The sequence below is a fragment of the Streptomyces justiciae genome (genome assembly GCF_015163075.1).
GTDB lineage: Bacteria > Actinomycetota > Actinomycetes > Streptomycetales > Streptomycetaceae > Streptomyces > Streptomyces justiciae.
Map to the genome: position 1 here is coordinate 38991 of NZ_JADDXU010000003.1, position 26608 is coordinate 65598.

The window sequence follows — 26608 nt, forward strand, 5'->3', positions numbered from 1 at the left end:
CGCCAGGCACAGCAAAGGGGCCGGCACCCAAAGGCACCGGCCCCTTCCCGCGCAATCCCCGAAGGGCTACGCGTCCTTGCTCAGATTCGGCCCAGCCCCACCGGCCGCCTGCTCGATCGGCGGGACGTCCGGCAGTGCCGACTTCTCCTCGCCGCGGAACGTGAAGGTCTGGGCGTCGCCCTCGCCCTCCGTGTCCACGACCACGATGTGACCGGGACGCAGCTCGCCGAAGAGGATCTTCTCCGAGAGCGTGTCCTCGACCTCGCGCTGGATCGTGCGACGCAGCGGCCGCGCGCCCAGGACGGGGTCGTAACCCTTCTTGGAGAGCAGCTCCTTCGCGGACTGGGAGAGCTCGATGCCCATGTCCCGGTCCTTGAGGCGCTCGTCCACCTTGCCGATCATCAGGTCGACGATCGCGAGGATGTCCTCCTGAGTCAGCTGCGGGAAGACGACCACGTCGTCGACGCGGTTGAGGAACTCGGGCCGGAAGTGCTGCTTGAGCTCGTCCGAGACCTTGTTCTTCATGCGCTCGTAGTTGGACTTCGTGTCGCCCTGGGCCGCGAAGCCCAGGTTGAAGCCCTTGGAGATGTCCCGGGTGCCGAGGTTGGTCGTCATGATGATGACCGTGTTCTTGAAGTCCACGACCCGGCCCTGGGAGTCGGTCAGACGACCGTCCTCCAGGATCTGCAGCAGCGAGTTGAAGATGTCCGGGTGGGCCTTCTCGACCTCGTCGAAGAGGACCACGGAGAACGGCTTGCGCCGCACCTTCTCGGTCAGCTGGCCGCCCTCTTCGTAGCCCACGTAGCCGGGGGGCGAACCGAAGAGCCGGGAGACCGTGTGCTTCTCGCTGAACTCCGACATGTCGAGGGAGATCAGCGCGTCCTCGTCACCGAAGAGGAACTCGGCGAGCGCCTTGGACAGCTCGGTCTTACCGACGCCGGACGGGCCGGCGAAGATGAACGAACCACCGGGACGCTTCGGGTCCTTGAGGCCCGCACGCGTACGACGGATCGCCTTGGAGAGCGCCTTGACGGCGTCCTTCTGACCGATGACCCGCTTGTGGAGCTCGTCCTCCATGCGCAGCAGACGCGAGGACTCCTCCTCGGTCAGCTTGAAGACCGGGATGCCGGTGGCGGTCGCGAGGACCTCGGCGATCAGCTCGCCGTCGACCTCCGCGACGACGTCCATGTCGCCGGCCTTCCACTCCTTCTCGCGCTTGGCCTTCGCCGCCAGCAGCTGCTTCTCCTTGTCGCGGAGAGAGGCCGCCTTCTCGAAGTCCTGGGAGTCGATCGCCGACTCCTTGTCGCGACGCACGCCCGCGATCTTCTCGTCGAACTCGCGGAGGTCCGGCGGCGCGGTCATCCGGCGGATGCGCATCCGGGAACCGGCCTCGTCGATCAGGTCGATCGCCTTGTCCGGCAGGAAGCGGTCCGAGATGTACCGGTCGGCCAGTGTCGCGGCCTGGACGAGGGCCTCGTCCGTGATGGACACACGGTGGTGGGCCTCGTAGCGGTCGCGCAGACCCTTGAGGATCTCGATAGTGTGCGGGAGCGAGGGCTCAGCGACCTGGATGGGCTGGAAGCGGCGCTCGAGGGCCGCGTCCTTCTCCAGGTGCTTGCGGTACTCGTCCAGCGTGGTGGCGCCGATGGTCTGGAGCTCACCGCGGGCCAGCATCGGCTTCAGGATGGAAGCCGCGTCGATGGCGCCCTCGGCGGCACCCGCACCGACCAGCGTGTGCAGCTCGTCGATGAACAGGATGATGTCGCCGCGGGTGCGGATCTCCTTGAGCACCTTCTTCAGGCGCTCCTCGAAGTCACCGCGGTAGCGGGAGCCGGCGACCAGCGCGCCGAGGTCGAGGGTGTAGAGGTGCTTGTCCTTGAGGGTCTCGGGCACCTCGCCCTTGACGATGGCCTGGGCGAGGCCCTCGACGACGGCGGTCTTGCCGACGCCGGGCTCACCGATCAGGACCGGGTTGTTCTTCGTACGGCGGGACAGCACCTGCATGACCCGCTCGATCTCCTTCTCGCGCCCGATGACCGGGTCGAGCTTGGACTCACGAGCGGCCTGGGTGAGGTTCCGGCCGAACTGGTCGAGGACCAGGGACGTCGAGGGGGTGCCCTCGGCAGGCCCGCCGGCGGTGGCGGTCTCCTTGCCCTGGTAACCGGAGAGCAGCTGGATGACCTGCTGCCGCACCCGGTTGAGATCTGCGCCCAGCTTGACCAGGACCTGGGCGGCGACGCCCTCGCCCTCGCGGATCAGGCCGAGCAGGATGTGCTCCGTGCCGATGTAGTTGTGGCCCAGCTGAAGGGCCTCGCGGAGCGACAGCTCCAGGACCTTCTTGGCACGGGGGGTGAAGGGGATGTGCCCGGACGGGGCCTGCTGGCCCTGGCCGATGATCTCCTCCACCTGCTGGCGGACCGCCTCGAGCGAAATCCCGAGGCTCTCAAGGGCCTTGGCGGCGACACCCTCACCCTCGTGGATCAGGCCCAGGAGGATGTGCTCGGTGCCGATGTAGTTGTGGTTGAGCATCCGGGCTTCTTCCTGAGCCAGGACGACAACCCGCCGCGCGCGGTCGGTGAACCTCTCGAACATCGTTAATCGCTCCTCAGAGCGGTCAGGCAGTGGGGGGAACTTCCCCTCCCTGTCCTTCCGCAGCTTAGTCCCGCAAGCGGGGACCGCTCATTCCAACTGCCGACACCGTCGATGGCCTCCTGACCCCGAACGCCGACATCTGCTCCAACCTGATGGTGCGAGACGATGTTCCCGCAGGCCAGGCAGTTACCCCTACTGTCAGTACGCCGATGGCGAACGTGAGACGGCCTGTCCTGCGTGTCGCCCCCTCCCACTAGGGATGTCTTACCCGCTGGGACTGACACTCCATGCCGAGCGCCCCGGTTCCCTCCGCTATGGGCGAACAACCCTGCGTCTCGCCGCACCCCCGGACGCCCCCTCTTTCGCCACGCTGTGCATTCGCCGGAACACCCAGCGTAACTCGCACGCTCCTCGGACGGTTGCACTTGGCATGGTTGGCACCCTCCCCCCGGCCGCCTCTCCGGTCACGGCCGTCTCTCCGGTCACGGCGGCCCCCACGGTCCCGCCCCCCCGCCGGCCGCCCGACGCGAGCGATCAGGTCCGCCGGTGGTACGAGAACGATCTGGGGTGGCCGACGGTGCCCGACGGCCCGGGAACTCCGGTACGACTTTTCGTGGGCCCGCGCTTCGACGTCCTGGACGTGCCGGCCGAGGCGGGCCGGGCCGCGCTGCGCCATCTGGCGCCGGGCTCTCCGGTGGCCGTACAGGACGGACGGATGCGGCTGCTGCTGGCCGCGGGCAGCGCGGAGGAGGTGCCCGGGGTCCTGGACTGGCTGGAGTGGGGCTCCCTGCGGCTCGACCTGAGGACGCTGGGAGAGGGCGACACGATGACCGCGCCGCTGCCCGTCGACGGCGGCGTGACGCCGCCCTGCGGTGTCGGCCTGCGCCCGCTGGAGCCGGACTCCACCGACCCTGGGCCGTTGCTCACCCGGAACGCGTCCGGCGCCCTGCAGGGGGCCGCCGTGTGGCTGCGGCCCCCCGAGGCGGGGTGCGAGGTCGAGGCCTCGCTGCCGACGCTGTCGGCACTGGGGGGCGGTGGGGGCGCCCCCGATCTCGTACGAGTGGTGGACACGGTGGCCACGCAGTGCCACCGTCTGCGGCTGCGCGCGTGCGCTCAGCCACCCGCCTTTTCATAGGCGTCGCGCTCAGGCGTTGGCCTTCTCGTAGGCCTCACGAATGGCCGCGGGAACACGACCGCGGTCGTTGACGTCGTGGCCGTTCTCCTTCGCCCAGGCACGGATCAGCGCGGTGTCCTGGCTGCCGCCGCCGGAAGCGGCGCGCGCCTTTCCGCGACCGCCCGCGGCACGGCCTCCGGTACGACGACCGCCCTTCACGTAAGGCTCGAGAAGGCCACGGAGCTTGTCCGCATTGGCAGTCGTGAGATCGATCTCGTACGTCTTGCCGTCCAGCGCGAACGTCACGGTCTCGTCCGCCTCGCCGCCGTCGAGGTCGTCGACAAGAAGGACCTGAACCTTCTGTGCCACCGGATTTCCTTTCATCGATAACTTCAGGACCGGGGTCTGCGGCGTCCGCCGTTTCGCCACCCCTGTTATATGCAGTACTGCAGTACGTCGGAAAGCAAACCGCTTTTGCTGGAAAAACACAAACCCCTGGGAGAGACAGACCGGCCGACCTCGGTCCGGAAACATGCGCGTTTCGGACATAGGGAACCTGGGCATCGTGCCCCGGCCGAATACGCCTTGATCACAGATGCAGAAGCATCCGGCTGTTGCCCAAGGTGTTCGGTTTCACTCGTTCGAGCCCCAGGAACTCCGCGACACCCTCGTCATAGGAACGCAAGAGCTCCGCGTAGACATCGGTGTCAACGGGCGTCTCACCGATCTCGACGAAGCCGTGCTTGCCGAAGAAGTCCACTTCGAAGGTCAGACAGAAAACACGGCGAACACCGAGCCAGCGCGCGGTGTGCAGCAACTTCTCCAGCAACTGGTGTCCGACACCGGCGCCCTTCAGGCCGCGCTTCACCGCGAGAGTACGAACTTCGGCAAGGTCTTCCCACATCACGTGCAGTGCGCCGCAGCCGACGACCTCGCCGTTGTCGTCCCGTTCGGCGACCCAGAACTCCTGGATGTCCTCGTAAAGCGTCACCGTCGCTTTGTCGAGCAGGATGCGTCGCTGGACGTACTCGTCGAGGAGACTGCGCACCGCCGGCACATCGCTGGTGCGGGCCCGCCGGACGGTGATGGCTTTTGCGGTGACTTCGGGGCTCTGAGGAGACGAGCTCTCTGCTGACATGTGCGGACGCTATCGCCCGTCGCCGCCCGGTGCCGAGGCGGGGTTCTCGCGGCTGGTTTCGGCAACGGTATCCGTCGCGGGCGCTTCCGGGGTTTCCGGTCCTTGGACGATGCGTACGGCGTCCCGCAGTGCCTGTCGCTGTTCGTCGCTCATCATGCCGAAGAAGGCGACGAGAGCGGCGGCGGGGTTGTCGCTCTGCGACCAGGCGTCGTTCATCAGGGCGGCGGCGTAGGCGGCACGAGTGGAGACGGCCTCATATCGATAGGCCCGTCCTTCGGCCTCCCGTCGCACCCAGCCCTTCTGATGGAGATTGTCCAAAACGGTCATCACCGTGGTGTAGGCGATGGACCGTTCCTGCTGCAGATCTTCCAGGACTTCCCGAACGGTCACCGGGCGGTTCCACTTCCACACCCGCGTCATGACCGCGTCTTCGAGTTCTCCCAATGGGCGAGGCACAGCTCAGCACAATAGTGGGAGATCTCGGTATTGGCGTGCCGGACGTGCACTTTCACCGGCAAACGAGAACAAAAAGGGCGTACGACTCGGAAAGTGAGGGAGTCGTACGCCGGTGAGGGCTGGCTCGGACGCGGGTCAGACGTCCGTCTTCGCGGAGGCCTGCCGGGCACCCTCCGCGCGCGCGAGGGCGGCGTCGACGACGGCGTCCTCCTTGGCCTTGTTGGCGCCGCCCTGGGTCTTCACGATCACCCTGATCACACCGATGAAGAACACCGCCATGACGACGGGGGGCACGAGCGCGGAGACATAGTCCATGCGTCCAGGGTAGCCAGGGGGCCCACACGCGCGGGTCCGGGGTGCGCGTACCGGCATTTCCCGACACAGAGGTCGGCCCGCGGCGAGCTGCTGCCGCGGGCCGACCTCCGTAGAGGGCCGTGTCGTGACGGGCGCCGGGTCGAATCAGCCCGCGGCGAGTTGCTGCGGCGGGTTCGCGGGTGGCGGTGGGGTCGGCTTGCGGCGGGGGAAGACCTCGCCCGGGGTGGGGATGGGGCGGCTCGGCTTCGGGGCGGCAGGGACCGGCCCCGGCTTCTCCGCGGGCTTCTTCGTGGGAGGCGCGGGCTTCTCCGGCTGCTTGGCGGAGGCTTCGCCCTCACCGAGCACCCCGGCGAACACCTCACCGGACGCCCTCACGGAGGCTCCCGCCGAGTCGGCCTCGTCGGAGGAGTGGTCGGGCGTGGCCGAGAGGCCCCCTGAGAGGGCCAGGAGGCGGGTGCGGGAGGCCGGGACGGCCGGGGTGGCCCTGCGGGCCTTACCGCGGGCCAGACGGGCGCGTACGTCCTGTTCCGCGAGCCTCTGGCAGCGGTCCAGCAGCGCGGCCGCCGTGGGGTTGCCCCGCAGGGCGCGCAGCGCGGCGAGGTCGTCGGGGTTCGGGCGGTACCCGGCGCCCAGCGCCTCCTCCAGGAGGGTGAGGTAGCCGGCGGCGGTGCCGGGCAGGGCGTCGCGGTACCGGGCGAGGTCGGCCACCAGGAAGGCACGCAGCCGGGCGCCCTCGCGCATCGCCTCGTCGAGGGAGTCGGCTAGGCGGAGACAGTCCTGGACGTCCTCGGCCGAGGCGGTTCGGGGGTGAAGGGCGAGGGCGAGAGCGCGGCGGAGCACACGCAGCTCCTCCACGCCGAACGCCATGCCGCCGCGGGATCCGTATGGCGTGGGCATGCGGCGACGATACGCGCTAATCAGACAAATTCGACATAGGGGATGGGCGTGGCGTGCGGGGCCACCCGGTTGCGCCGCCCCGCAGCAAGGGGCGGCGCCGCCTCACATCCGCGAGACGTTCCGCTCGTACACCAACCGCAGCCCCACCAGCGTCAGCCACGGCTCGTGCTCGTCGATCACCGACGACTCGCCGAGGACCATCGGCGCGAGGCCACCGGTGGCGATCACCGTCACGTCGTCCGGGTCCTCCGCCAGCTCCCGGGCCATCCGGTTCACGACCCCGTCGACCTGGCCCGCGAAGCCGTAGATGATGCCGGACTGCATCGCCTCGACCGTGTTCTTGCCGATCACGCTCCGCGGCCGGGCCACCTCGATCTTCCGCAGCTGCGCGCCCCGGACGCCGAGCGCCTCGACGGAGATCTCGATGCCGGGCGCGATGACCCCGCCGACGTACTCCCCGCGCGCGGAGACCGCGTCGAACGTCGTCGCCGTACCGAAGTCGACGACGATCGCGGGGCCGCCGTAGAGCTCGACCGCGGCGACCGCGTTGATGATGCGGTCCGCGCCGACCTCCTTGGGGTTGTCGGTGAGGATCGGCACGCCCGTCTTCACGCCCGGCTCGACCAGGACCGCCGGCACGTCGCCGTAGTACCGCCGCGTGACCTCACGCAGCTCGTGCAGCACCGAGGGGACCGTCGCGCAGATCGCGATGCCGTCGATGCCGTCGCCCAGCTCGTCGCCCAGCAGCGGGTGCATGCCCATGAGGCCCTGGAGCAGCACCGCCAGTTCGTCGGCCGTGCGGCGGGCGTCCGTGGAGATGCGCCAGTGCTCGACGATCTCCTCGCCGTCGAACAGGCCGAGGACGGTGTGGGTGTTGCCTACGTCGATCGTGAGGAGCATCGCGACTACTCCGCCTCACGCAGGTCGAGACCGATGTCGAGGATCGGCGAGGAGTGGGTGAGGGCTCCTACGGCGAGGTAGTCGACGCCCGTGTCGGCGTACGCGCGCGCGTTGTCCAGCGTCAGCCGGCCCGAGGCCTCCAGCGCGGCCCGCCCGTGCACGAGCGCCACCGCCTCCTCGCACTCGCCCGGCGTGAAGTTGTCCAGGAGGATCAGGTCCGCGCCCGCGTCCACGACCTCGCGCAGCTGGTGCAGGGTGTCGACCTCGACCTCGATCGGCACGTCCGGGAAGGCCTCCCGTACGGCCTTGAAGGCCTGGGCGACGCCGCCGGCGGCGACCACGTGGTTGTCCTTCACCAGGGCCGCGTCGGACAGCGACATGCGGTGGTTCACGCCGCCGCCGCAGCGCACCGCGAACTTCTCCAGCGAGCGCAGGCCCGGCGTCGTCTTGCGCGTGTCACGCACGCGTGCCTTGGTGCCGTCCAGGACGTCCGCCCACGCGCGCGTGGCGGTCGCGATGCCGGACAGCCGGCACAGCAGGTTGAGCGCGCTGCGCTCGGCGGTGAGGAGGTCACGCGTGCGCGTGGTGACCGACAGGAGCTTCTGCCCGGCCTCCACACGGTCGCCGTCCTCCACGTGCCGCTCGACCTCGAACTCGTCCTCGCAGACCACCGAGACGACCGCCTCGGCGACCCTGAGGCCGGCCACGACGCCCGCCTCGCGCGCGACGAAGTCGGCGGTGGCGACGGCGTCCTCGGGGATGGTCGCGACGGTCGTCACGTCCACGCCGTGGTCGAGGTCCTCCTGGATGGCCACGTTGGCGATGTCCTCGACCTCCACGGGGTCGAGCCCGGCGTCGGCCAGGAGCTGGGCGAGCGCGGGGTCGAGCCCGCACTCCAGGTACTCCTCGCCGCCGTCCGCGCCACAGGCGCAGCCGTCGCCGCAACCGCCGGAGGAGGCGAGAGGAAGTTCGTCGGTGCTCACTGCTGTCACTGCTCCTGAAGGGGCCGGCGGGTCGGGGGGAAGTCTGCGGTATCCGTGGTGTGTACGGCGAGTGTGCGGTCCGGATTCAGCCGTACGACGATGTGGCGGCGCCATGCCGCGTCGTCGCGGTCGGGCTCGTCCTCGCGCCAGTGGCAGCCGCGCGTCTCCTCGCGCTGCTGGGCGGCGGTGACCAGGACGCGGGCCACGCACAGGAGGTTGGTGGCCTCCCAGGTGTCGACGCCGGGCTCGGCGGTCTTGCCGTTCTCGTCGAGGGCGTCGCGGGCGTCGGCGTGCAGCCGCTGGAGCTGCTCGGCCGCCTGCGCCAGGGACTCGGCGGAGCGCAGGACGCCCGCGCCGGCCGACATGATCCGCTGGATCGCGAACCGCGCCTCGGGCGACTGAAGGGGGTGCGCGGGCTTCTCGGGGTGCTCGACCGGCTCAGGCACGCGCGCGTGGAGGCCGTTCGCGGCGTGCTCCGCCGTGATGTCCGCGACGATGCGTTCGGCGTAGACGAGGCCCTCCAGGAGGGAGTTCGACGCGAGCCGGTTCGCGCCGTGCACGCCGGTGCAGGCGACCTCGCCGCACGCGTACAGGCCCGGGACGGTCGTACGGCCGTGGGAGTCGGTGCGCACGCCGCCGGAGGCGTAGTGGGCGGCCGGGGCGATCGGGATGGGCTCGGTGACCGGGTCGATGCCGTGGGCGCGGCAGGCGGCGAGGATCGTCGGGAAGCGGTGCTCCCACATGTCGGCGCCGAAGTGCCGGGCGTCGAGGTACATGTGCTCGGCGTCCTTCTCCAGCATGCGGCGCAGGATGCCCTTGGCGACGATGTCGCGGGGTGCGAGCTCGGCCAGTTCGTGCTGGCCGACCATGAAGCGCACGCCGTCGGCGTCGACCAGGTGGGCGCCCTCACCGCGGACGGCCTCGGAGACCAGGGGCTGCTGGCCCTCGGCGTCGGGGCCCAGGAAGAGCACGGTCGGGTGGAACTGGACGAACTCCAGGTCGCTGACCTCGGCGCCCGCGCGGAGTGCGAGGGCCACGCCGTCGCCGGTCGACACGGACGGGTTGGTGGTGGCGGCGAAGACCTGGCCCATGCCGCCGGTCGCGAGGACGACCGCGGGGGCGTGCACGGCGCCCACGCCGTCGTGCTGGCCCTCGCCCATGACGTGCAGGGAGACACCCGCCGTACGGCCGTCGGCGTCCGTGAGGAGGTCCAGGACGAGCGCGTTCTCGATCGTGCGCAGGCCACGCGCGCGTACGGCCTCGACGAGCGCGCGGGAGATCTCCGCGCCGGTCGCGTCGCCGCCCGCGTGGGCGATGCGGCGGCGGTGGTGGCCGCCCTCGCGGGTGAGCTCCAGGTCGCCCTCTTCGGACTCGTCGAAGTGGGCGCCGGTCTCGATGAGGCGGCGTACCGCGCCGGGGCCCTCGGTGACGAGGATGCGGACCGCGTTCTCGTCGCACAGGCCCACGCCGGCGACCAGGGTGTCGTCGAGGTGCTGCTCGGGGGTGTCGCCCTCGCCGAGAGCCGCGGCGACGCCGCCCTGCGCCCAGCGGGTCGAGCCGTCGTCGAGGCGGGCCTTGGTGACGACGACGGTCCTCAGGCCCGCGGCCTCGCAGCGCAGGGCCGCGGTCAGGCCGGCGACGCCGGAGCCGACGACGACCACGTCCGCGTCGATGGACCACCCGGGCGCGGGCGCGTGCAGTCGTATGCCTGTGCTGGTCACGAGGCGGCTCCGAGGTTTCCGAAGGTGAGCGGGAGGTTGTCGATCAGCCGGGTCGTCCCCACCCGGGCGGCGACGGCGAGTACGGCCTCGCCGGTGAAGTCGTCGTCGACCTCGGTGAAGTCGGAAGGGTCGACCAGGGCCAGGTAGTCGAGCTGGAGCGGCGGCGAGAGGCGCGCGGCGTCGTCGAGGACCAGGCGGGCGGCGGCGCGTACGGCCGAGGGGGCGCCCGGGATCGCCTTCGCGACGGCGTGCGCGTCGGCGGCCGCGCGGGACTCCCCTATGGCGCTCAGCGCCTCGGCACGCGCGTGCGTGGCGGGCACCTCGCGCGCGCGGGCCCGCAGCGCCTCCTGGGCGGCGTGCCGGTCGCGGCCCGCGAACAGGGCCTGGGAGAGCGCGAGGGCGGTGCGGCGCTCCTGGGGCGAGAGGTAGCGGTTGCGGCTGGACAGGGCCAGGCCGTCGTCCTCGCGCACGGTCGGTACGCCGACGATCTCGACGCCGAAGTTCAGGTCCCGCACCATGCGCCGGATCAGGGCGAGCTGCTGGGCGTCCTTCTGCCCGTACAGGGCGACGTCGGGACGGGTGAGGTGCAGCAGCTTGGCGACGACGGTGAGCATGCCGTCGAAGTGGCCGGGGCGTGAGGAGCCCTCCAGGCGCTCGCCCATGGGGCCCGCGCTGATGCGGACCTGGGGCTCGCCGCCGGGGTAGACCTCGTCGACGGAGGGCGCGAACACGGCGTCCGCGCCCGCCTCCTCGGCGATCTTGATGTCGGCGTCGAGGGTGCGGGGGTAGCGGTCGAGGTCCTCGCCCTGGCCGAACTGCAGGGGGTTCACGAAGACGGTGACGACGACCTCGCCCTCGGCTCCCGCGATCTCGCGCGCGGTGCGGATCAGGGTGGCGTGGCCCTCGTGCAGGGCGCCCATGGTCATCACGACGGCGCGGCGGCCTTCGCGGACGCGCGCGTGGAGCTCGTCGGCGGTGCGCAGCAGGGTGGTGGTCATCCGGCATCTCCCTCGGTGCCGTCGGTGCCGGGGGTCCCGTCGGGTCCGTGGGTCCCGTTGGCGAGTACCCCGAGGAGGTCCTCGGCGAGCTCGGGCTTGAGCAGCCCGTGGGCGAGCGCCCGGTCGGCGGTCGCGCGGGCCATCGCCAGATAGCCGGCGACGGTCTGCGGGGAGTACTTGCGCAGCTCGGAGACGTGCGCGGCGACGGTGCCGGCGTCCCCGCGCGCGACGGGGCCGGTCAGGGCCGCGTCACCGGAGCGCAGGGCGTTGTCGAGGGCGGCGCCGAGGAGCGGGCCGAGCATCCGGTCGGGGGCCGTGACACCGGCCTCCCGCAGCAGCTCCATGGACTGGGCGACCAGCGTGACGAGGTGGTTGGCGCCCAGCGCGAGTGCCGCGTGGTAGAGCGGCCGGCGCTCCTCGGCGATCCACTCGGGCTCGCCGCCCATCTCGATGACGAGGGCCTCGGCGGCCATCCGCAGCTCCTCGGGCGCGGTGACCCCGAAGGAGCAGCCGGCGAGCCGCTGGACGTCCACGGGCGTGCCGGTGAAGGTCATCGCCGGGTGCAGGGCCAACGGCAGCGCGCCCGCGCGCAGGGCGGGGTCGAGGACCTTCGCGCCGTACCGCCCGGAGGTGTGCACCAGGAGCTGTCCCGGCCGTACGGCGCCGGTCTCGGCGAGACCCTCCACGAGGCCGGGCAGGGTGTCGTCCGGGACGGTCAGGAGCACCAGGTCGGCACGCTGGAGGACCTCGGCGGGCGGCACGAGCGGTACGTCCGGGAGCATCTCGGCGGCCCGCCTGCGGGAGGCGTCGGACACCCCGGAGACGGCCACCGGGCGGTGCCCGGCGAGCTGGAGGGACGCGGCCAGCGCGGGCCCCACGCGTCCGGCGCCGACGACGCCGACGGTGAGGCGCGCGGGGCGGTCCCTCGGGTCTGGCTGTTGGCTTGTACTCACGCGACGGAGGCCTTCCCGTTCCAGTCCGCATCTGGGTACCGGACGATTTCTCGTCATGTTAACGCGATTGGTTCCAGGGTCGTCCGGTTGTCCACAGGCTGTGGGTTTCCCCACGTCGCGCGGGAACGGAAATGCGGGTGCCCGCGGGACGGACCGCGAGGCATGATCCCGGGCATGAGCGATGCTGCGGAGCAGGTGGACGAGAAGTCGGCGGAGGAGCGGTTGCGGGAGCGCCGCCGGAACGCCGCGCGGGCGGCACGACGGCTTCTGTGGCGCGGCGGGCTCAGCGGCACGATCCGGGAGCGGCTCACGTCACTGGCGGAGGCCGCACCCGAGGTCTACGACCTGGAGGAGCCCGCGGACATCTACGGCAACGGCGTCGTGACGGCCCTGGAGGAGCGGGTCGCGTCCCTGCTGGGCAAGGAGGCCGCCGCGTTCTTCCCCACGGGCACGATGGCCCAGCAGATCGCCCTGCGCTGCTGGGCGGCCCGTACCGGGAACCCCACGGTCGCCCTGCATCCGCTGGCCCACCCCGAGGTCCACGAGCGCCATGCCTTCACCCAGGTCAGCGGCCTGCGCCCGGTGCGCCTGACCAGCGAGCCGCGGCTGCCCACCGCCGACGAGGTGCGCGACTTCGACGAGCCCTACGGCGCGCTGATGCTGGAACTGCCCCTGAGGGACGCCGGATTCGTCCTGCCGACCTGGGAGGAGCTCACCGAGGTCGTGGACGCGGCGCGGGAGCGCGACGCGGTGGTGCACTTCGACGGCGCGCGCCTGTGGGAGACCACCGTCCACTTCGGCCGCCCCCTGGACGAGATCGCGGGCCTGGCGGACAGCGTCTACGTGTCGTTCTACAAGTCCCTCGAAGGCCTCGCCGGAGCCGCGCTCGCCGGCCCGAAGACGCTGGTGGACGAGGCGAAGACCTGGCGGCACCGGTACGGCGGGATGGCCTTCCAGCAGTTCCCCACCGCGCTGTCCGCACTCGTCGGCCTGGAGCGGGAACAGCCCAGACTGCCCGAGTACGTCCGCCACGCGCGCGTGGTGGCCGCCGCGCTGCGGGAGGGGTTCGCCCAGGCGGGCGTGCCCTGGGCGCGCGTGCACCCCGAGGAGCCGCACACCCACCAGTTCCAGGTCTGGCTGCCGTACGACCCCGAGGTCCTGGTCGAGGCGGCGGTGCAGCAGGCGGAGGAGACGGGGACGTATCTGTTCACCGGCTACTGGGACCGCGGCGGGCCCGGCCTCGCCCTCACCGAGGTCACCGTCGGCGCCGCCGGCCTGGAGTGGACGGCCGACGACGTGAAGACGGCGGTCGCGGACTTCGTGGCACGGCTGCCGTAGGGATCAGCGGGTGAGGTGCAACCGGCGGCCCAAGGCCTGCCGTATCCGCCCCCGGGCCGGCCGTTCGGCGAGCACCGCGCGGAAGAGGCGGTGGTCCCGCCACTCGCGCACGACCTGCCAGTCGTGGGCGCCGGGCGCGGGCGGGGCGGGCTCGCCGTGCTGCTGGGCGCGGTAGGTGTCGAGGAGGTACTGCTGCGTGATGCTCATGACTGATCGCCTTCTCGGGACGTGCTCCGACAGGGCGGGGGCCGCGGCTGCCCCGTGCTCCCAGGCTGCGCCGGTACGGCGGCGAAGTCGCGCCGATTGACGGCCGCCGTCAATCGGGGGCGGCGTTGTCAGTGGCGGGGTGCACCATGAGGGCATGAGCGTGCGCATCGACATCGCGGGGCTGCGGCCGGAGAGGGTCGCCTTCGTGCCCTCACCGCTGGCCGAGCTCGCCATGGCGCTGCACGCGCTGGCCGAGCCGGGGCATCATCCGGGACAGCAGGGCTGGGTGACCGGCGTGACCGCGCGGCTCGACTCGCACCTCGCCGACCGGATGTGCGAGGCGGACTTCCTGTGGCGGACGACGTTCTCCGACCTGTTCATGCCCTTCGCCGGCATTCCGGGCCGGAGCACGCTTCCTGGGGCGACGATCGCCCAGGAGCTGGACCAGCTCGACAAGCTGACGGACGAACAGTTCGTGGACGCGGCCCTGGAGTTCACCTGCGCGGTGCCCTACTCGTCGTACGGCCCATCCGTGCTCTCCGACCCCGAGCTGCACCGGCGCGCCCTGGAGCTGGCCGCGTCGCGCGGGCCCCAGCAGGTGCGGTTCACCGAGCGGCTGCTGGCCGACCCGGTGCGGATCCGGACCTGGTTCCGCGAGTTCGTCGAGGACTGCGACGCGGCGTTCTTCGCCGACACCTGGTCCCGGCTGCGCCACCAGCTCGCGGCCGACGCCCGCCACAAGACCGACCTGCTGCGCCACAAGGGCCTCGCCGAGGCGCTGACCGCGGTCTCCCCGGCGGTGACCCTCGACGAGGCCTCCGCGCGGATCACCGTCGACAAGCTGGGCGAGGGCCGGACCGCCACGGAGGACGGCGGCCTGCTGCTCGTCCCGACGAGCCTGGGCTGGCCGCATCTGAGCGTCCTGCACCGCCACGGCTGGCAGCCGACCCTGCACTACCCGGTCGGCACCCCCGAGCTGGCGTCACCGTCCTCGGTGGAACAGCTGGCCCTGCGGATGACCGCGCTCTCCCACCCCGTCCGGATGCGCCTGTGCCGCCATCTGGCCCGCAGCGCGTACACCACGAGCGAGCTGGCCCAGGCGCACGGCATGACCGCTCCCGAGATATCCCGCCACCTGAGCGTCCTGAAGAAGGCGGGCCTGATCACCACCCGCCGCCGCGGACGGTACGTCCTGCACCAGCTGGACGTGACCATGGTGGCGCGGCTGGGCAGCGACTTCCTGGAGGGCATCCTGCGCTGAGCGCGCGGGAGTCCGGCTCAGTCGAACCGGATGTGCTTCACCCCGATCCGCACCTGCCGGAGCCGCGTCCGCAGCGCGCCCTCGTTGTTCGGCCGCAGCCGCAGCCCGGCGAGGACGGCGATCCGGTCCGCCGTCTTCGGCACGGTCGAGTCGTCGGTCCACAGATGCTCGGCGAACTCCGGCTCGCGCAGCCGCTCCAGACAGTGGTCGAGCTGCTGCACGGCCCAGGTCTCGCGCCCCAGACCGGCGTTCTTCCCGCCCACGAACTGAAGAAGGTGCCCGAAGCCGCGTTCCCGGAGCCGCTTGACGACCGTCTCGCGCCGCGCGAGGAGCGTGAAGTGGCGTACGTCATGGCCGAGTTCGCCCAGGCGGCCCACGGTCTCGGCGAAGTAGCCGGAGTCCGTCACCGTCATCGGAGCGATGACCACACCGTCGTGCTTGGTGAGAGCGACGTCGAGGACCTCGACGACGCCCTGCCGCCAGGACGTCAGATCCTGGAAGTCGCCGCGCAGTTCGGGCGGCAGCATGCGGCGCAGCCCGAAGCCGGCGTGCTCGGGGTCGCAGACGACGCTGCCGGGCAGCCGGCGCTGGATCTCGTACGCCGTCTGCGTCTTCCCGCCGCCGAAGGGGCCGTTGATCCACAGGAGCATGCGCAGACCCTAGTGGGCGGCGGTCACGCGCGGGGCGCGCTCACCGGATGTCAGCCGTGCCCGCCGGCCCGCACCAGCCCCGTCTCGTAGGCCAGGACGACCACCTGCACCCGGTCCCTGAGCCCCAGCTTGGTCAGGATGCGGCCCACATGGGTCTTCACGGTCGCCTCGGACAGGACAAGGCGGGCCGCGATCTCGCCGTTGGACAGGCCCTGGGCGACCAGCACCATGACCTCGCGCTCGCGGTCGGTGAGCCGCTCCAGTTCCTTGTGCTGGGGCTCCTTGCCGGTGCTCGGCAGCATCGGCGCGAACCGGTCGAGGAGGCGGCGCGTGGTCGAGGGCGCCACCACCGCGTCCCCGCTGTGCACCGCGCGGATCGCCGCGAGGAGCTCGCCGGGTGGCACGTCCTTGAGCATGAAGCCGGACGCGCCCGCCTTCAGCCCGGAGAACGCGTACTCGTCGAGGTCGAACGTGGTCAGGATGAGCACCTTCGGCGGGTTCTCCTCCTGGCAGATGCGGCGGGTGGTCTCCACACCGTCCAGCTTCGGCATGCGCACGTCCATCAGCACCACGTCGACGGTCGTGGCCCGCAGCACCTGGAGGGCCTCGACGCCGTCGCCCGCCTCCGCGACGACCTCCATGTCCGGCTGGGCGGCGAGCACCATCCGGAACCCGGTGCGCAGCAGCACCTGGTCGTCGACGAGCATCACGCGGATCGTCATCGGGGCCTCTTCCGTCTCTCTACGACTCTTCTGGTTGCGTCGGCAGGGGTGTTACAGGTGTCAACAGGGGGCGTGCGTCGGCGTCAATGCGCCGGTTTGAGCGGGAGCAGCGCGCTGATACGGAATCCTCCGCCCGGACGCGGTCCCGCATCCAGCGTGCCGCCGACCATACCGACGCGCTCGCGCATCCCGATCAGGCCGTGGCCCTGGCCGTCGGCGCCGCCGTCCTCGTACAGCTCGTGCGGGGCGCCCTTGCCGTCGTCCTCGACCAGCAGGCCGAGCCCGTCGTCGAAGTACACCAGGCGCACGCTCGCGCCCGCGTTGGGCCCGCCGTGCTTGCGGGTGTTGGTGAGCGCCTCCTGCACGATGCGGTACGCCGTCAGCTCGACGCCGCTGGGCAGCGGGCGCGGCGTGCCCTCCACCTTGAAGTCGACCGGCAGGCCGGAGGTGCGGCACTGCTCGACCAGGTCGTCGATCTGCTCGACGTCGGGCTGTGGGACGTACTCGCCGACCTCCTGGTGCTCGCCGGTGCGCAGCACGCCCAGCAGGCGGCGCATCTCGGCGAGGGCCTGGCGGCCGGTGGAGGAGATCGTCTCCAGGGCCTTCTTGGCCTGGTCGGGCGCGGCGTCGAGGACGTACGCCGCGCCGTCGGCCTGCACGACCATCACCGAGACGTTGTGCGCGACCACGTCGTGGAGCTCGCGCGCGATGCGGGCGCGTTCGGCGGCGACCGCGACCTTCGCCTGCGCCTCGCGCTCCTTCTCGAGCCGGCTCGCGCGCTCCTCAAGCTGCGCGAAGTAGGCGCGGCGGGTGCGCACCGAGTCGCCGAGCACCCAGGCCAGCGCGAACGGCACCGTCTGGAAGACGATGAGCGCCGCGTTGGCCAGGGCGCTCGCGTCGTGGTTCCACCACCGCAAGTGCGCCACGCACGCCGCGCTCAGGCCCATGGCGAGCGCGAGCCGGGACGCCCAGCGGGCGCCGGTCGCGGCGACGGTGTAGACGATGACCAGGAACGCGAAGTCGCCCGGTGTCGTGGGCACGTCCGCCAGCAGTTGGGCGACGCCGATGGCGATGGCCAGGAGCAGCATCTTCTCCGGCATGCGCCGGCGCAGCGCGATCACCAGGCTCAGCAGGAGGATGATCGGGACGACCGCGGCCTCCGCGTCCGTACCCTCGTCCGCCTGCTCGGCGACTTCGAACACGACCGAGATCCCGAACAGGAAGACGGCCCAGAAGCCGTCGACCCATGTCGGGTGCCTGCGGAGGAAGTCATAGAGGCGCTGCACGTAACCCAGCGTAGGGAAGCGTGATAGGTGCAGGGGTCAACCGGAGGGTCGATCCATGCGCCCCCGGCATACTCCCCAAGGTGGAGGCTTCGCTCCCCTGTGCGCATAGTCTGGCGCCGTGACGGACGGGACGGCGGAGGAGTGGCGCGGCTGGCGGGCGGCGACGCAGGCCGCCCTGTACGGCCCTGACGGCTTCTACCGCCGCCCGGAGGGCCCGGCGGGTCACTTCCGTACGTCCGTCCACGCGTCGCCGCTGTTCGCCGAGGCCGTGGCCCGGCTGCTGTGCTGGGTCGACGAGGCCCTGGGCCGGCCCCCGACTCTCGACTTCGTCGACATGGCGGCCGGCCGGGGCGAGCTGGTCACCGGGGTCCTCGCCTCCCTCCCCGCGGAGGTCGCGGCCCGCACGCGCGCGTACGCCGTCGAGATCGCCGACCGCCCGCCCGGCCTCGACCACCGGATCGAGTGGCTGCCGGAGCCCCCGCGCGGGATCACCGGGCTGCTGTTCGCCAACGAGTGGCTCGACAACGTGCCGGTGGAGATCGCCGAGGTGGACTCCACGGGGGTCGCACGCCGGGTGCTCGTACGACGGGACGGGACCGAACGGCTCGGGGAGCCGCTCTCCGGCGCGGAGGCGGGGTGGCTCGCGCGGTGGTGGCCGCTGCCGGCCGAGGAGGGGCTGCGTGCGGAGGTCGGGCTGCCCCGGGACGAGGCGTGGGCCGACGCGGTCGCGGCGGTGGCGCGGGGGCTCGCGGTGGCGGTCGACTACGCGCACACTGCGGACGCGCGCCCCCTGTTCGGGACGCTCACCGGATTCCGCGCGGGGCGCGAGACGGCGCCCGTGCCGGACGGGTCGTGCGACATCACGGCGCACGTCGCGCTGGACGCCGCGCTGGAGGCGTGCGCCGTGCCCGGGGGGCGCGCGCTGACACAGCGCGCCGCCCTGCGCGCCTTGGGGGTCGCCGGCGCACGCCCCCTGCTCACCCTCGCGACCACACAACCCGCGGCCTACGTACGCGCCCTCGCGACCGCCGGCGAAGCCGCCGAACTCACCGCACCCGGCGGCCTCGGCGACTTCGGCTGGCTGCTCCAGCCGGTCGGCATCGACCACGCGCCCCTCGGCGACCTACTTGTCGATGTCCCCGACCACGAAGAACAGTGACCCCAGGATCGCCACCATGTCGGCGACCAGCGTCCCCGGCAGCAGCTCCACCAGCGCCTGGATGTTGTTGTACGACGCCGAGCGCAGCTTGAGGCGGTACGGCGTCTTCTCGCCCTTGCTGACGAGGTAGTAGCCGTTGATGCCGAGCGGGTTCTCGGTCCAGGCGTAGGTGTGGCCCTCGGGCGCCTTGAGGACCTTCGGGAGCCGCTGGTTGATCGGGCCGGGCTCCAGGCCGGCCAGCCGGTCGAGGCAGGCGTCGGCGAGGTCCAGGGAGTTGTGGGTCTGCTCCAGGAGGACCTCGAAGCGGGCCAGGCAGTCGCCCTCGGTGCGGGTGGCCACCTTGAGGGTGTCCTGGAGCTCGCCATAGGCGAGGTAGGGCTCGTCGCGGCGCAGGTCGAAGTCGACGCCGGAGGCGCGCGCGATGGGCCCGCTCACGCCGTAGGCGTGCACGGTCTGCGGCGCGAGCGCGCCCACGCCCCGCGTGCGCCCCCGGAAGATCTCGTTGCCGAGCACCAGGTCGTCGTACACGTCCATGCGCGAGCGCACGGCGGCGACGGCGGCACGCGCGCGTCCCGTCCAGCCGGCCGGGAGGTCCTCCTTGAGGCCGCCGACGCGGTTGAACATGTAGTGCATGCGCCCGCCGGAGACCTCCTCCATGACGTTCTGGAGCACCTCGCGCTCCCGGAACGCGTAGAAGACCGGCGTGATGCCGCCGAGCTCCAGCGGGTACGAGCCGAGGAACATCAGGTGGTTGAGCACCCGGTTGAGCTCCGCGAGCAGCGTGCGCGTCCACACCGCGCGCGTGGGCACCTCCATGCCCAGCATGCGCTCGACGGCGAGGACCACGCCCAGCTCGTTGGAGAAGGCCGACAGCCAGTCGTGGCGGTTGGCGAGCATGATGATCTGGCGGTAGTCGCGCGCCTCGAAGAGCTTCTCCGCGCCGCGGTGCATGTAGCCGATCACCGGCTCCGCGTGCTGGATCCGCTCGCCGTCCAGGACGAGCCTGAGGCGCAGCACACCGTGCGTCGACGGGTGCTGGGGCCCGATGTTGAGCACCATGTCGGTGCTCTCCGCGGCGCCGCCGATACCGACCGTGGTCTCCGTCGTGGGAGTCATGGACACAGTCTCTCCTACGTACGCTGGCCCTATGGAGACGGGGAGCGGGCAGGACACGGAGCCGGCGGCGGGTGAGCCGGTGTGGATCGGGCTGCCCCCGGGGCTGCTGCGGATGCGACGGCTGTTGCTGGTGGTGTGGCTGGGGCTGATCGCCCTCGCGCTGGGCGGGCTGCTCGGACTGTTCGCCGGGCCTGGCTGGGCCGCGTTCGCGCTGCTGCCGCTGGCCGTCATCGGGTGGGGCTGGGTGATGCTCGGCCGCAACTGGGCCTCCTGGCGCTACGCCGAGCGCGCGGACGACCTGCTGATCAGCCGGGGCGTGCTGTGGCGCGAGGAGACGGTCGTGCCGTACGGGCGGATGCAGCTCGTCGAGGTCACCTCCGGCCCCGTGGAACGGCACTTCGGGCTCGCCAGCGTCCAGCTCCACACGGCCGCCGCCGCGACCGACGCGACCATCCCCGGCCTCGACCCGGCCGAGGCGGAACGGCTGCGCGACCGGCTCACCGAGCTCGGCGAGGCCCGATCGGCGGGCCTGTGACGACGCCCGGCCTCGACGACGGCGTGCCCGGGCTGCGGGCGAAGCCGCCGGTGACCGAGCGGCGGCTGCACCCCGTGACGCCGCTCAGGCGGGCGTGGGCGCCGGTCGCGGTGCTCATCGGCTGGGCGGTGCACGACCCCGACCAGGCGCAGCGCCAGCTGACCCGGCTGACGACCACGACCCTGCTGATCGCGCTCGCCGTCCTGGTCCCGGCCGCCGCCCTGTACGGCTTCCTCACCTGGTGGTACACGCACTTCGCGGTCACCGAGTCCGAACTGCGCATCCGTACCGGGCTGTTGTTCCGGCGCACCGTGCACATCCGGCTGGAGCGCATCCAGGCCGTCGACGTCACCCAGCCGCTCCTCGCGCGCGTGGCGGGCGTCGCCAAGCTGAAACTCGACGTCATAGGCGCCGACAAGAAGGACGAGCTCGCCTTCCTCGGGGAGCGCGAGGCGCGTGCGCTGCGCGCGGAACTCCTCGCGCGCGCCGCCGGGTTCGCGCCCGAGACGGCGCACGAAGTCGGCGAGGCGCCGGCGCGCGAGCTGCTGCGCACGCCCCCGCGTGACCTCGCGATCGCCCTCGTGCTCACGGGCGCCACCTGGGGCGCGCTGGTCGCCGCTCTCGTCGTACCGCCCGTCCTGTGGTTCGCCACCCACAGCCTGTGGACGGTCCTCGCGACCGGCGTGCCCCTGCTCGGCGCGGCGGGCGCGAGCAGCGTGGGGCGGTTCGTCGGCGAGTACGACTGGACCGTGGGCGAGTCACCGGACGGGCTGCGGATCGACCACGGGCTCCTGGACCGCACGCACGAGACGGTGCCGCCGGGACGCGTGCAGACCGTGCGGATCGTGGAGCCGCTGCTGTGGCGGCGGCGCGGCTGGGTGCGGGTGGAGCTGGACGTGGCCGGGTCGTCCAACTCGGTGCTGGTGCCGGTCGCTCCGCGCGCGGTCGCCGAGGCGGTCGTCGCGCGCGTGCTGCCCGGGGTGACCGTGCCGCCGCCGGACGCCCTGTCCCGGCCGCCGCGGCGCGCGGGACGGTGCGTGCCGTTGTGCTGGCGCGGCTACGGACTCGCCGTCACCGACGCGGTGTTCGCGTCCCGGCAGGGACTCCTCAGGCGCAGCCTCGCCCTGGTCCCGCACGCCAAGGTGCAGAGCGTACGGCTCGTGCAAGGGCCTTGGCAGCGCCTGTGGCGGCTCGCCGACGTCCATGTGGACACCGGGGCCGACAAGACCGTCACGGCCCGTCTGCGGGACGCGGAGGAGGCCGCCGAGCTGCTCCGGTCACAGGCCGAACGCTCCCGCACGGGACGCCGCGACGCGCTGCCCGACCGCTGGATGGCCTGACGGCGGCGCGAGCCCAGACGAAAGACGGCCTGAAGGCGCCGCGAGCGCGGACGAAAACGGCGAGGCCGCGCGGCCCCACCCGGGAACCACACGGCCTCGCCGTCAGTCACGTCGCTCAGGACACCGCGCTCCGCAGCCCCTGCACGTCGATCTGCTCCGTCTCGTCATGGGCCGTCAGGTCGATGACCTGACCGACGCCGCGTGACTCCTCGTCGGCCGGCTTGAACTCCGCCTCCGCCTCGGCCTTGTGGAGGGCGAGCGCCTCCTGGCCCACCACGTCGGCGAGGTCCTCGTTCTGCACCGCCTCCAGGGCGGCGGACGCCTTCTGGGTGCCGAAGAAGTCGAAGCCGCCCTCGACCGCCGGGCGCCGCACGGGCGTGGCCGGTACGACGGCCACCGCGGTCGGCGCGACGAAGTGTCCGGAGGGCTGCTGCACGGGCTGGGCCGGCTTGGCCGCGGTGCTGGTGACGGCGGCCGCGCGCTCATGCCCGTCGGCCGCCGCGGGCTGCCCCTGCGCCTCGTCCTCCTGCGCGGCCTCCGCTGCGGAGTCGCCGGGAGCGGCGACCTCGGCGGCGACGGGACCGGCCTGGGCCGGCACGCTCTTCGCGGGACCGTCGCCCTTCGGACCGCCGTCACCGTCCGGCGTGCCGTCCCCCTTCGGGGAACCGTCGTCCTTGGGCGAACCCTCGCCCTGGGGAGCTTCCGTGGGGGCGTCCTTCGAGGAGGCCTCCTTGGACTTGGGAGCCTCGTCGCCCTTCACCGAGTCACCGGAGTCGGCAGCGGCGTCAGCCTCGTCGCCGGCAGCCCCCGCCCCCTCCGCGTCGAGCCGCGCCAGCGCCACCTTCGCCCGCAGGAACAACTGCGAACCCTCCGGCGAGAAGATCGCGGGCGTCTCCGGCTTGTCGTCGGCTTCGGCGGTCTCGACGCCCTCCGCGCTCTGCACGTCCGCGTCCTCGACCGGGGCAGCCACAGCCTCGGCCTCCTCGGCAGCGTCGGCGACCGCGGGAACCAGCTCCGGCACCGGCGGCAGCGCGCGTGCCGGAGCCGCGCTCTCTATCTCGAGCAGCCGGCGGCCCTCCAGGGCGCTCGCGCGCTCGGTCTCCGCCGTGGCGTACCGGCGCAGCAGCGCCGCGTGCTCGTTGCGCAGGCCCGCCAGTTCGGAGCGCTTGGCCCGCAGCCGCTGCTCCAGCTTGCCGCGCAGCTCGCGCGACTCCTCGAGGTCCGCCTCCAGTTCGGCGACCCGCTCCTCGAACCGCCACTCGTCGCTGGCACGCGCGCGCGTGAGGTCGGCGACCTGCTTGCCGGCCTGCGCGTCCCAGCGGCGCATGACGGCGGCGCCGACCACCGCCGTCGCCGCGGCACTCGCGGCGATGACACGCAGCACGGCCTGTTGCGAGAACACCCAGGGGCCGAAAGCGCAGACGAGCGAGACGCCTGCGATCGCCGACGGGGGCAGCAGCCTGTGCAAGGGCGGTGAATGGCGGTGACGTCCACGTGGCATGGCCAGAAACTTACCGCGCGTAGGCGAATCGTGGTGCCCCGGCCCGTAAAAACACAGCCATCCCGGAGCCTTCACACGACATCAGGAATCAGACCGGCCACCGAATTCGACAAGGGGCACATCTCCGGGCCGGCGAACCACAAGATCATTTCCGGTCTCAGCGGTCGCTCAACCGCCCGCTCATCCACTGCAAGGTCGCCGGAATCTCCCGCCGCCAGGTGTTGAAGTTGTGCCCGCCGCTTTCCAGGATGATCGACGAGATACGGGTCCGGTCGGTGGCCTTCACGCGCTCTATGAACTTCAGGGTGTCCTTGTAGTTCGACTCGCCCACCTTGCTGCTGCTGACGAGCAGTGAGGTGTCGGGCGCCGGCTCGTGCTTGAGGTACCACCACAGGTCGGCGCGATTGCGGAGTTCCTCGTTCCCCTGGAAGAGATCGCCTGTGGTGGGGTCGATCGGCGCCTTGTAGTACGGCGAAAGGCCCGCGCCCGCCGCGTACACCTGCGGGTGGTGCATGGCGAGCTTCAGCGCGCAGTAACCGCCCGTGGAGTCGCCGATGATGCCCCAGCTGCCCGGCTTCTTGCCCACCCGGTAGTGCGCGAGTACGGCGTCCGGCAGATCTTTGGCGAAGAACGACTCCGTCCGCGGTCCGTTCGGAATGTCGACGCACTCCGTGTCCCGCGGCGGCGCCACGGTCGGCCGCAGCATCACCAGGATCATCGGCTGCATACGGCCGTCCTTGGCGAGTTCCAACGCCGTGCTCGGGTAGTGCAGTTTGTCGACCAGCGCCTGCGCGGTGCCCGGATATCCGGTGAGGACCACGGCCGCCGGGAACGTGCGCGTGCGGTACTGCGGCTGGAAGTACTCCGGCGGCAGGTACACGAACGCGGACGTCGCGATGTGCGTCGTACGGCCCACGATGTCGACCTTCTGGATCTGACCGCCGCGCTGCGGCCGCCCGCTGCCGGTCTCCTTGACCCGTCGTACGTCCGTCACCTGGAGCGGGCCGCCCGAGCCGCCGTTCGCCGTGTGGTCTATGACCACGCCCTGCTCGTCCTCCTGCCCGAACAGGTCGGCCCAGCTCGCGTAGAACCCGAAGGACTGGTTGGCGCCGAGGCCGAGCGCCGCGAACAGCGCCAGCTGGGTCGCGAACAGCAGGCCCACGCGCCCGCTGACGGCCCGCCAGCCGCGCCGCGCCAGCCGTGGCCACAGCCATACCGTGCCGACGAACAGAGCCACGGCCGACGCGATCGCCAGCACCAGCACGTTGTTGCTCGTGAGACCCATGGTTCGGTACCTGTCTGCGCTTTCTCCCCGTGCCGACGCGCCTCCCGCGGATCTTCGCGAGGGCTTGTCCGGCCCTTTTCCCGGCCTTTGAACCGGCTTTGAGGAAGTGAGTGAACCTCTCTCCCCGAGACACCGTCCTAGAGGGCGCAATGTCGCCGGATGCCCGAATCGGGCCCCGGATCCAAGGTCTCTCGCAGAACTACGGGATGCGATGTCTGTCAGGACAGATGAGGAAATGTCGGGCGGGGTTCCGAGCCGATCACCGCGCGTGCGGCGCGTACTGCGTGGCCCGCGCCCCGAGGCCGTCCCGGTCCTGGTCGCCAGAGCCTGCGCGGTGGTGGGGCTTCTGGACATTGCCGCGGGCGTGTTCCCGCGCTTCCGTCACAGCCGTATGCACACCCTGGCCGAGGTGCTGCCGGGCGCGCTCGGCCCGTTCGCCGCGGCGCTCGCACTGAGCGCGGGCGTACTGCTGCTCCTGCTGGCGCACGGCCTCCGGCGCCGCAAGCGGCGGGCCTGGCGGGCCGCCGTGGTCCTGCTGCCGGTCGGCGCGGTCGCGCAGTTCACGTACCGCCACTCACCGGTGGGCGTGCTCATCTCGCTCGCGCTGCTCGCACCGCTGCTGATCCACCGCGACCAGTTCAAGGCGCTGCCCGACCCGCGCAGCCGCTGGCGCGCGCTCGCCAACTTCGTCCTCATGGGCGCCGGTTCCCTCTTCCTCGGACTGGTCATCGTCAGCGTCCACCCCAAGACGCTCGTCGGCGACCCGAGCCTGGCCGATCGCATTACGCACGTCCTGTACGGCCTCTTCGGCTTCGAGGGCCCGGTCGACTACCAGGGCAACACCTCCTGGACGGTCGCCTTCTCCCTCGGCGCCCTGGGGCTGCTCACGGCCATCACGACGATCTACCTGGCCTTCCGCCCCGAACACCCCGCCGCGCGCCTCACCGAGGACGACGAGGCCCGGCTGCGGGCCCTGCTGGACAAGCACGGCGGCCGCGACTCCCTCGGCCACTTCGCGCTGCGCCGCGACAAGGCCGTCGTCTTCTCCCCCAGCGGCAAGGCCGCGGTGACCTACCGCGTCGTCTCCGGCGTGATGCTCGCCAGCGGCGACCCGATCGGCGACATCGAGGCCTGGCCGGGCGCCATCGAGCGCTTCATGGACGAGGCCAAGGCCCACTCCTGGACGCCCGCCGTCATGGGCTGCTCGGAGACCGGCGGCGAGGTGTGGACCCGCGAGACCGGCCTGGACGCCCTCGAACTGGGCGACGAGGCGGTGGTGGACGTCGCGGATTTCTCCCTCGCCGGGCGCGCGATGCGCAACGTGCGCCAGATGGTCAAGCGCATCGAGCGCGCGGGCTACGAGACCCGCGTACGGCGCGTCCGTGACCTCGGCGACGCCGAGCTCGAGCGCATCCGCCGGGCCGCCGACGACTGGCGCGGCACCGACACCGAACGCGGCTTCTCCATGGCGCTGGGCCGGATCGGCGACCTCGCCGACGGCGACTGCCTGATCGCCACCGCCCACAAGGCCGACGAACAGCCGGGCGAGTACGGCGACCTGAAGGCGATCCTGCACTTCGTGCCCTGGGGCGACGACGGCGCCTCCCTGGACCTGATGCGCCGCGACCGCTCGGCGGACCCCGGCATGAACGAACTCCTCATCGTGGCCGCGCTCCAGGCCGCCCCGAAGTTCGGCATCACGCGCGTGTCCCTCAACTTCGCCATGTTCCGCTCCGCCCTCGCGCGCGGCGAGAAGATCGGCGCGGGACCGGTGCTGCGCGCCTGGCGCGGGCTGCTCGTGTTCCTCTCGCGCTGGTTCCAGATCGAGTCGCTGTACAAGTTCAACGCCAAGTTCCAGCCCCGCTGGGAACCCCGCTTCGTCGTCTACCGTGCCTCCGGCGACCTGCCCCGCATCGGCTTCGCCGCCATGCAGGCCGAGGGCTTCGTGAACCTCGCCCTCCCCCTGCCGCGTTTCCTGCGCCGCCGCAGGTCCGCCCCACGCGCGTGCGCGCACGCGGTGGCGGAAAGAGACGTCCGCGCGGCGTGACGCCCGACGCCACTGACCGGCACGCACGGCGTGACCCCGATCAGCCCCGGGCCGCCTGAGGACTGGCCCGAGCGGAAGCCCCACCCCTCCTCCA

Annotated in this window: 25 protein-coding genes; 7 read left to right on the top strand and 18 right to left on the bottom strand. The window is 71.8% G+C overall.

Features of this window, described 5'->3' with window-relative positions; translation table 11 throughout:
* Positions 1-66: 66 nt before the first annotated feature.
* Positions 67-2592, bottom strand: coding sequence for an ATP-dependent Clp protease ATP-binding subunit (locus IQ210_RS08405; protein ID WP_059193963.1), 2526 nt, complete (start codon positions 2590-2592; stop codon positions 67-69).
* 430 nt (positions 2593-3022) lie between these two features.
* On the opposite strand from IQ210_RS08405, the gene IQ210_RS08410 reads away from it, so the two are divergent.
* A complete protein-coding gene (locus IQ210_RS08410; RefSeq protein ID WP_194078265.1) occupies positions 3023-3727 on the top strand; it encodes an SCO3374 family protein in 705 nt (234 codons plus the stop codon).
* A 9-nt stretch (positions 3728-3736) separates the two neighbouring features.
* Here IQ210_RS08410 and IQ210_RS08415 read toward each other — a convergent pair whose 3' ends face one another.
* The 10 genes from IQ210_RS08415 to IQ210_RS08460 all read right to left on the bottom strand — a co-directional run bounded on the left by IQ210_RS08415 (position 3737) and on the right by IQ210_RS08460 (position 12067).
* The gene (locus tag IQ210_RS08415) at positions 3737-4075 is read right to left on the bottom strand and encodes a histone-like nucleoid-structuring protein Lsr2 (protein WP_059193965.1); all 339 of its coding nucleotides are present in this window, start codon (positions 4073-4075) and stop codon (positions 3737-3739) included.
* A 220-nt stretch (positions 4076-4295) separates the two neighbouring features.
* A complete protein-coding gene (locus tag IQ210_RS08420) occupies positions 4296-4844 on the bottom strand; it encodes an amino-acid N-acetyltransferase (RefSeq protein ID WP_079309682.1) in 549 nt (182 codons plus the stop codon).
* Positions 4845-4853: 9 nt separating this feature from the next.
* Positions 4854-5288: a BlaI/MecI/CopY family transcriptional regulator gene (locus IQ210_RS08425; RefSeq protein WP_228047386.1), complete on the bottom strand. Its 435-nt coding sequence runs from the start codon at positions 5286-5288 to the stop codon at positions 4854-4856.
* A 147-nt stretch (positions 5289-5435) separates the two neighbouring features.
* Complete coding sequence (locus tag IQ210_RS08430) at positions 5436-5615, bottom strand: hypothetical protein (RefSeq protein ID WP_194078267.1); 180 nt, start codon at positions 5613-5615, stop codon at positions 5436-5438.
* A gap of 144 nt (positions 5616-5759) precedes the next feature.
* Positions 5760-6482, bottom strand: coding sequence for a hypothetical protein (locus IQ210_RS08435; protein WP_194078936.1), 723 nt, complete (start codon positions 6480-6482; stop codon positions 5760-5762).
* Positions 6483-6614: 132 nt separating this feature from the next.
* The gene (locus IQ210_RS08440) at positions 6615-7412 is read right to left on the bottom strand and encodes a type III pantothenate kinase (RefSeq protein ID WP_109497635.1); all 798 of its coding nucleotides are present in this window, start codon (positions 7410-7412) and stop codon (positions 6615-6617) included.
* A gap of 5 nt (positions 7413-7417) precedes the next feature.
* Entirely contained in the window at positions 7418-8395 is a 978-nt protein-coding gene (gene nadC, locus IQ210_RS08445) for a carboxylating nicotinate-nucleotide diphosphorylase (protein ID WP_194078268.1), read from the bottom strand.
* Between the two features lie 5 nt (positions 8396-8400).
* On the bottom strand, positions 8401-10116 hold the full coding sequence (locus IQ210_RS08450) for an L-aspartate oxidase (protein ID WP_194078269.1): 1716 nt from the start codon (positions 10114-10116) through the stop codon (positions 8401-8403).
* Entirely contained in the window at positions 10113-11114 is a 1002-nt protein-coding gene (panC, locus tag IQ210_RS08455; protein ID WP_194078270.1) for a pantoate--beta-alanine ligase, read from the bottom strand. The genes IQ210_RS08450 and panC overlap by 4 nt, the downstream gene beginning before the upstream one ends.
* Positions 11111-12067: a Rossmann-like and DUF2520 domain-containing protein gene (locus IQ210_RS08460; RefSeq protein WP_194078271.1), complete on the bottom strand. Its 957-nt coding sequence runs from the start codon at positions 12065-12067 to the stop codon at positions 11111-11113. Before IQ210_RS08460 ends, panC begins: the two co-directional genes overlap by 4 nt.
* Before the next feature lie 174 nt (positions 12068-12241).
* On the opposite strand from IQ210_RS08460, the gene IQ210_RS08465 reads away from it, so the two are divergent.
* Positions 12242-13405, top strand: a complete 1164-nt coding sequence (locus IQ210_RS08465) for a threonine aldolase family protein (protein WP_194078272.1) — start codon at positions 12242-12244, stop codon at positions 13403-13405.
* Positions 13406-13408: 3 nt separating this feature from the next.
* Here IQ210_RS08465 and IQ210_RS08470 read toward each other — a convergent pair whose 3' ends face one another.
* Positions 13409-13612, bottom strand: a complete 204-nt coding sequence (locus IQ210_RS08470) for a hypothetical protein (RefSeq protein ID WP_194078273.1) — start codon at positions 13610-13612, stop codon at positions 13409-13411.
* Between the two features lie 154 nt (positions 13613-13766).
* Here IQ210_RS08470 and IQ210_RS08475 point away from each other — a divergent pair, with 154 nt between their 5' ends.
* Positions 13767-14873: a DUF5937 family protein gene (locus tag IQ210_RS08475; RefSeq protein ID WP_194078274.1), complete on the top strand. Its 1107-nt coding sequence runs from the start codon at positions 13767-13769 to the stop codon at positions 14871-14873.
* A 17-nt stretch (positions 14874-14890) separates the two neighbouring features.
* Here IQ210_RS08475 and IQ210_RS08480 read toward each other — a convergent pair whose 3' ends face one another.
* The 3 genes from IQ210_RS08480 to IQ210_RS08490 form a co-directional block, all read right to left on the bottom strand.
* Complete coding sequence (locus tag IQ210_RS08480) at positions 14891-15523, bottom strand: AAA family ATPase (RefSeq protein ID WP_194078275.1); 633 nt, start codon at positions 15521-15523, stop codon at positions 14891-14893.
* 50 nt (positions 15524-15573) lie between these two features.
* A complete protein-coding gene (locus tag IQ210_RS08485) occupies positions 15574-16245 on the bottom strand; it encodes a response regulator transcription factor (protein WP_059193979.1) in 672 nt (223 codons plus the stop codon).
* An 83-nt stretch (positions 16246-16328) separates the two neighbouring features.
* Positions 16329-17531 carry a sensor histidine kinase gene (locus IQ210_RS08490; RefSeq protein ID WP_194078276.1) on the bottom strand — a complete coding sequence of 401 codons (1203 nt, stop codon included), beginning with the start codon at positions 17529-17531 and terminating at the stop codon, positions 16329-16331.
* A gap of 118 nt (positions 17532-17649) precedes the next feature.
* Between IQ210_RS08490 and IQ210_RS08495 the strand changes: the two genes are divergently transcribed.
* A complete protein-coding gene (locus IQ210_RS08495; protein WP_194078277.1) occupies positions 17650-18690 on the top strand; it encodes an SAM-dependent methyltransferase in 1041 nt (346 codons plus the stop codon).
* Here IQ210_RS08495 and IQ210_RS08500 read toward each other — a convergent pair.
* Complete coding sequence (locus tag IQ210_RS08500; RefSeq protein WP_194078278.1) at positions 18655-19806, bottom strand: NADH-quinone oxidoreductase subunit D; 1152 nt, start codon at positions 19804-19806, stop codon at positions 18655-18657. The two genes, IQ210_RS08495 and IQ210_RS08500, sit on opposite strands and share 36 nt — an antisense overlap.
* 31 nt (positions 19807-19837) lie before the next feature.
* Between IQ210_RS08500 and IQ210_RS08505 the strand changes: the two genes are divergently transcribed.
* Entirely contained in the window at positions 19838-20341 is a 504-nt protein-coding gene (locus IQ210_RS08505) for a PH domain-containing protein (protein WP_194078279.1), read from the top strand.
* On the top strand, positions 20338-21681 hold the full coding sequence (locus tag IQ210_RS08510) for a PH domain-containing protein (protein ID WP_194078280.1): 1344 nt from the start codon (positions 20338-20340) through the stop codon (positions 21679-21681). The genes IQ210_RS08505 and IQ210_RS08510 overlap by 4 nt, the downstream gene beginning before the upstream one ends.
* Before the next feature lie 115 nt (positions 21682-21796).
* Here the strand turns inward: IQ210_RS08510 and IQ210_RS08515 are convergent, their stop codons facing one another.
* Positions 21797-23182, bottom strand: coding sequence for a hypothetical protein (locus tag IQ210_RS08515; RefSeq protein WP_194078281.1), 1386 nt, complete (start codon positions 23180-23182; stop codon positions 21797-21799).
* A gap of 157 nt (positions 23183-23339) precedes the next feature.
* Positions 23340-24467: an alpha/beta hydrolase gene (locus IQ210_RS08520; RefSeq protein ID WP_194078282.1), complete on the bottom strand. Its 1128-nt coding sequence runs from the start codon at positions 24465-24467 to the stop codon at positions 23340-23342.
* Positions 24468-24702: 235 nt separating this feature from the next.
* Here IQ210_RS08520 and IQ210_RS08525 point away from each other — a divergent pair, with 235 nt between their 5' ends.
* A complete protein-coding gene (locus IQ210_RS08525) occupies positions 24703-26514 on the top strand; it encodes a phosphatidylglycerol lysyltransferase domain-containing protein (protein WP_194078283.1) in 1812 nt (603 codons plus the stop codon).
* Positions 26515-26608: the final 94 nt, after the last annotated feature.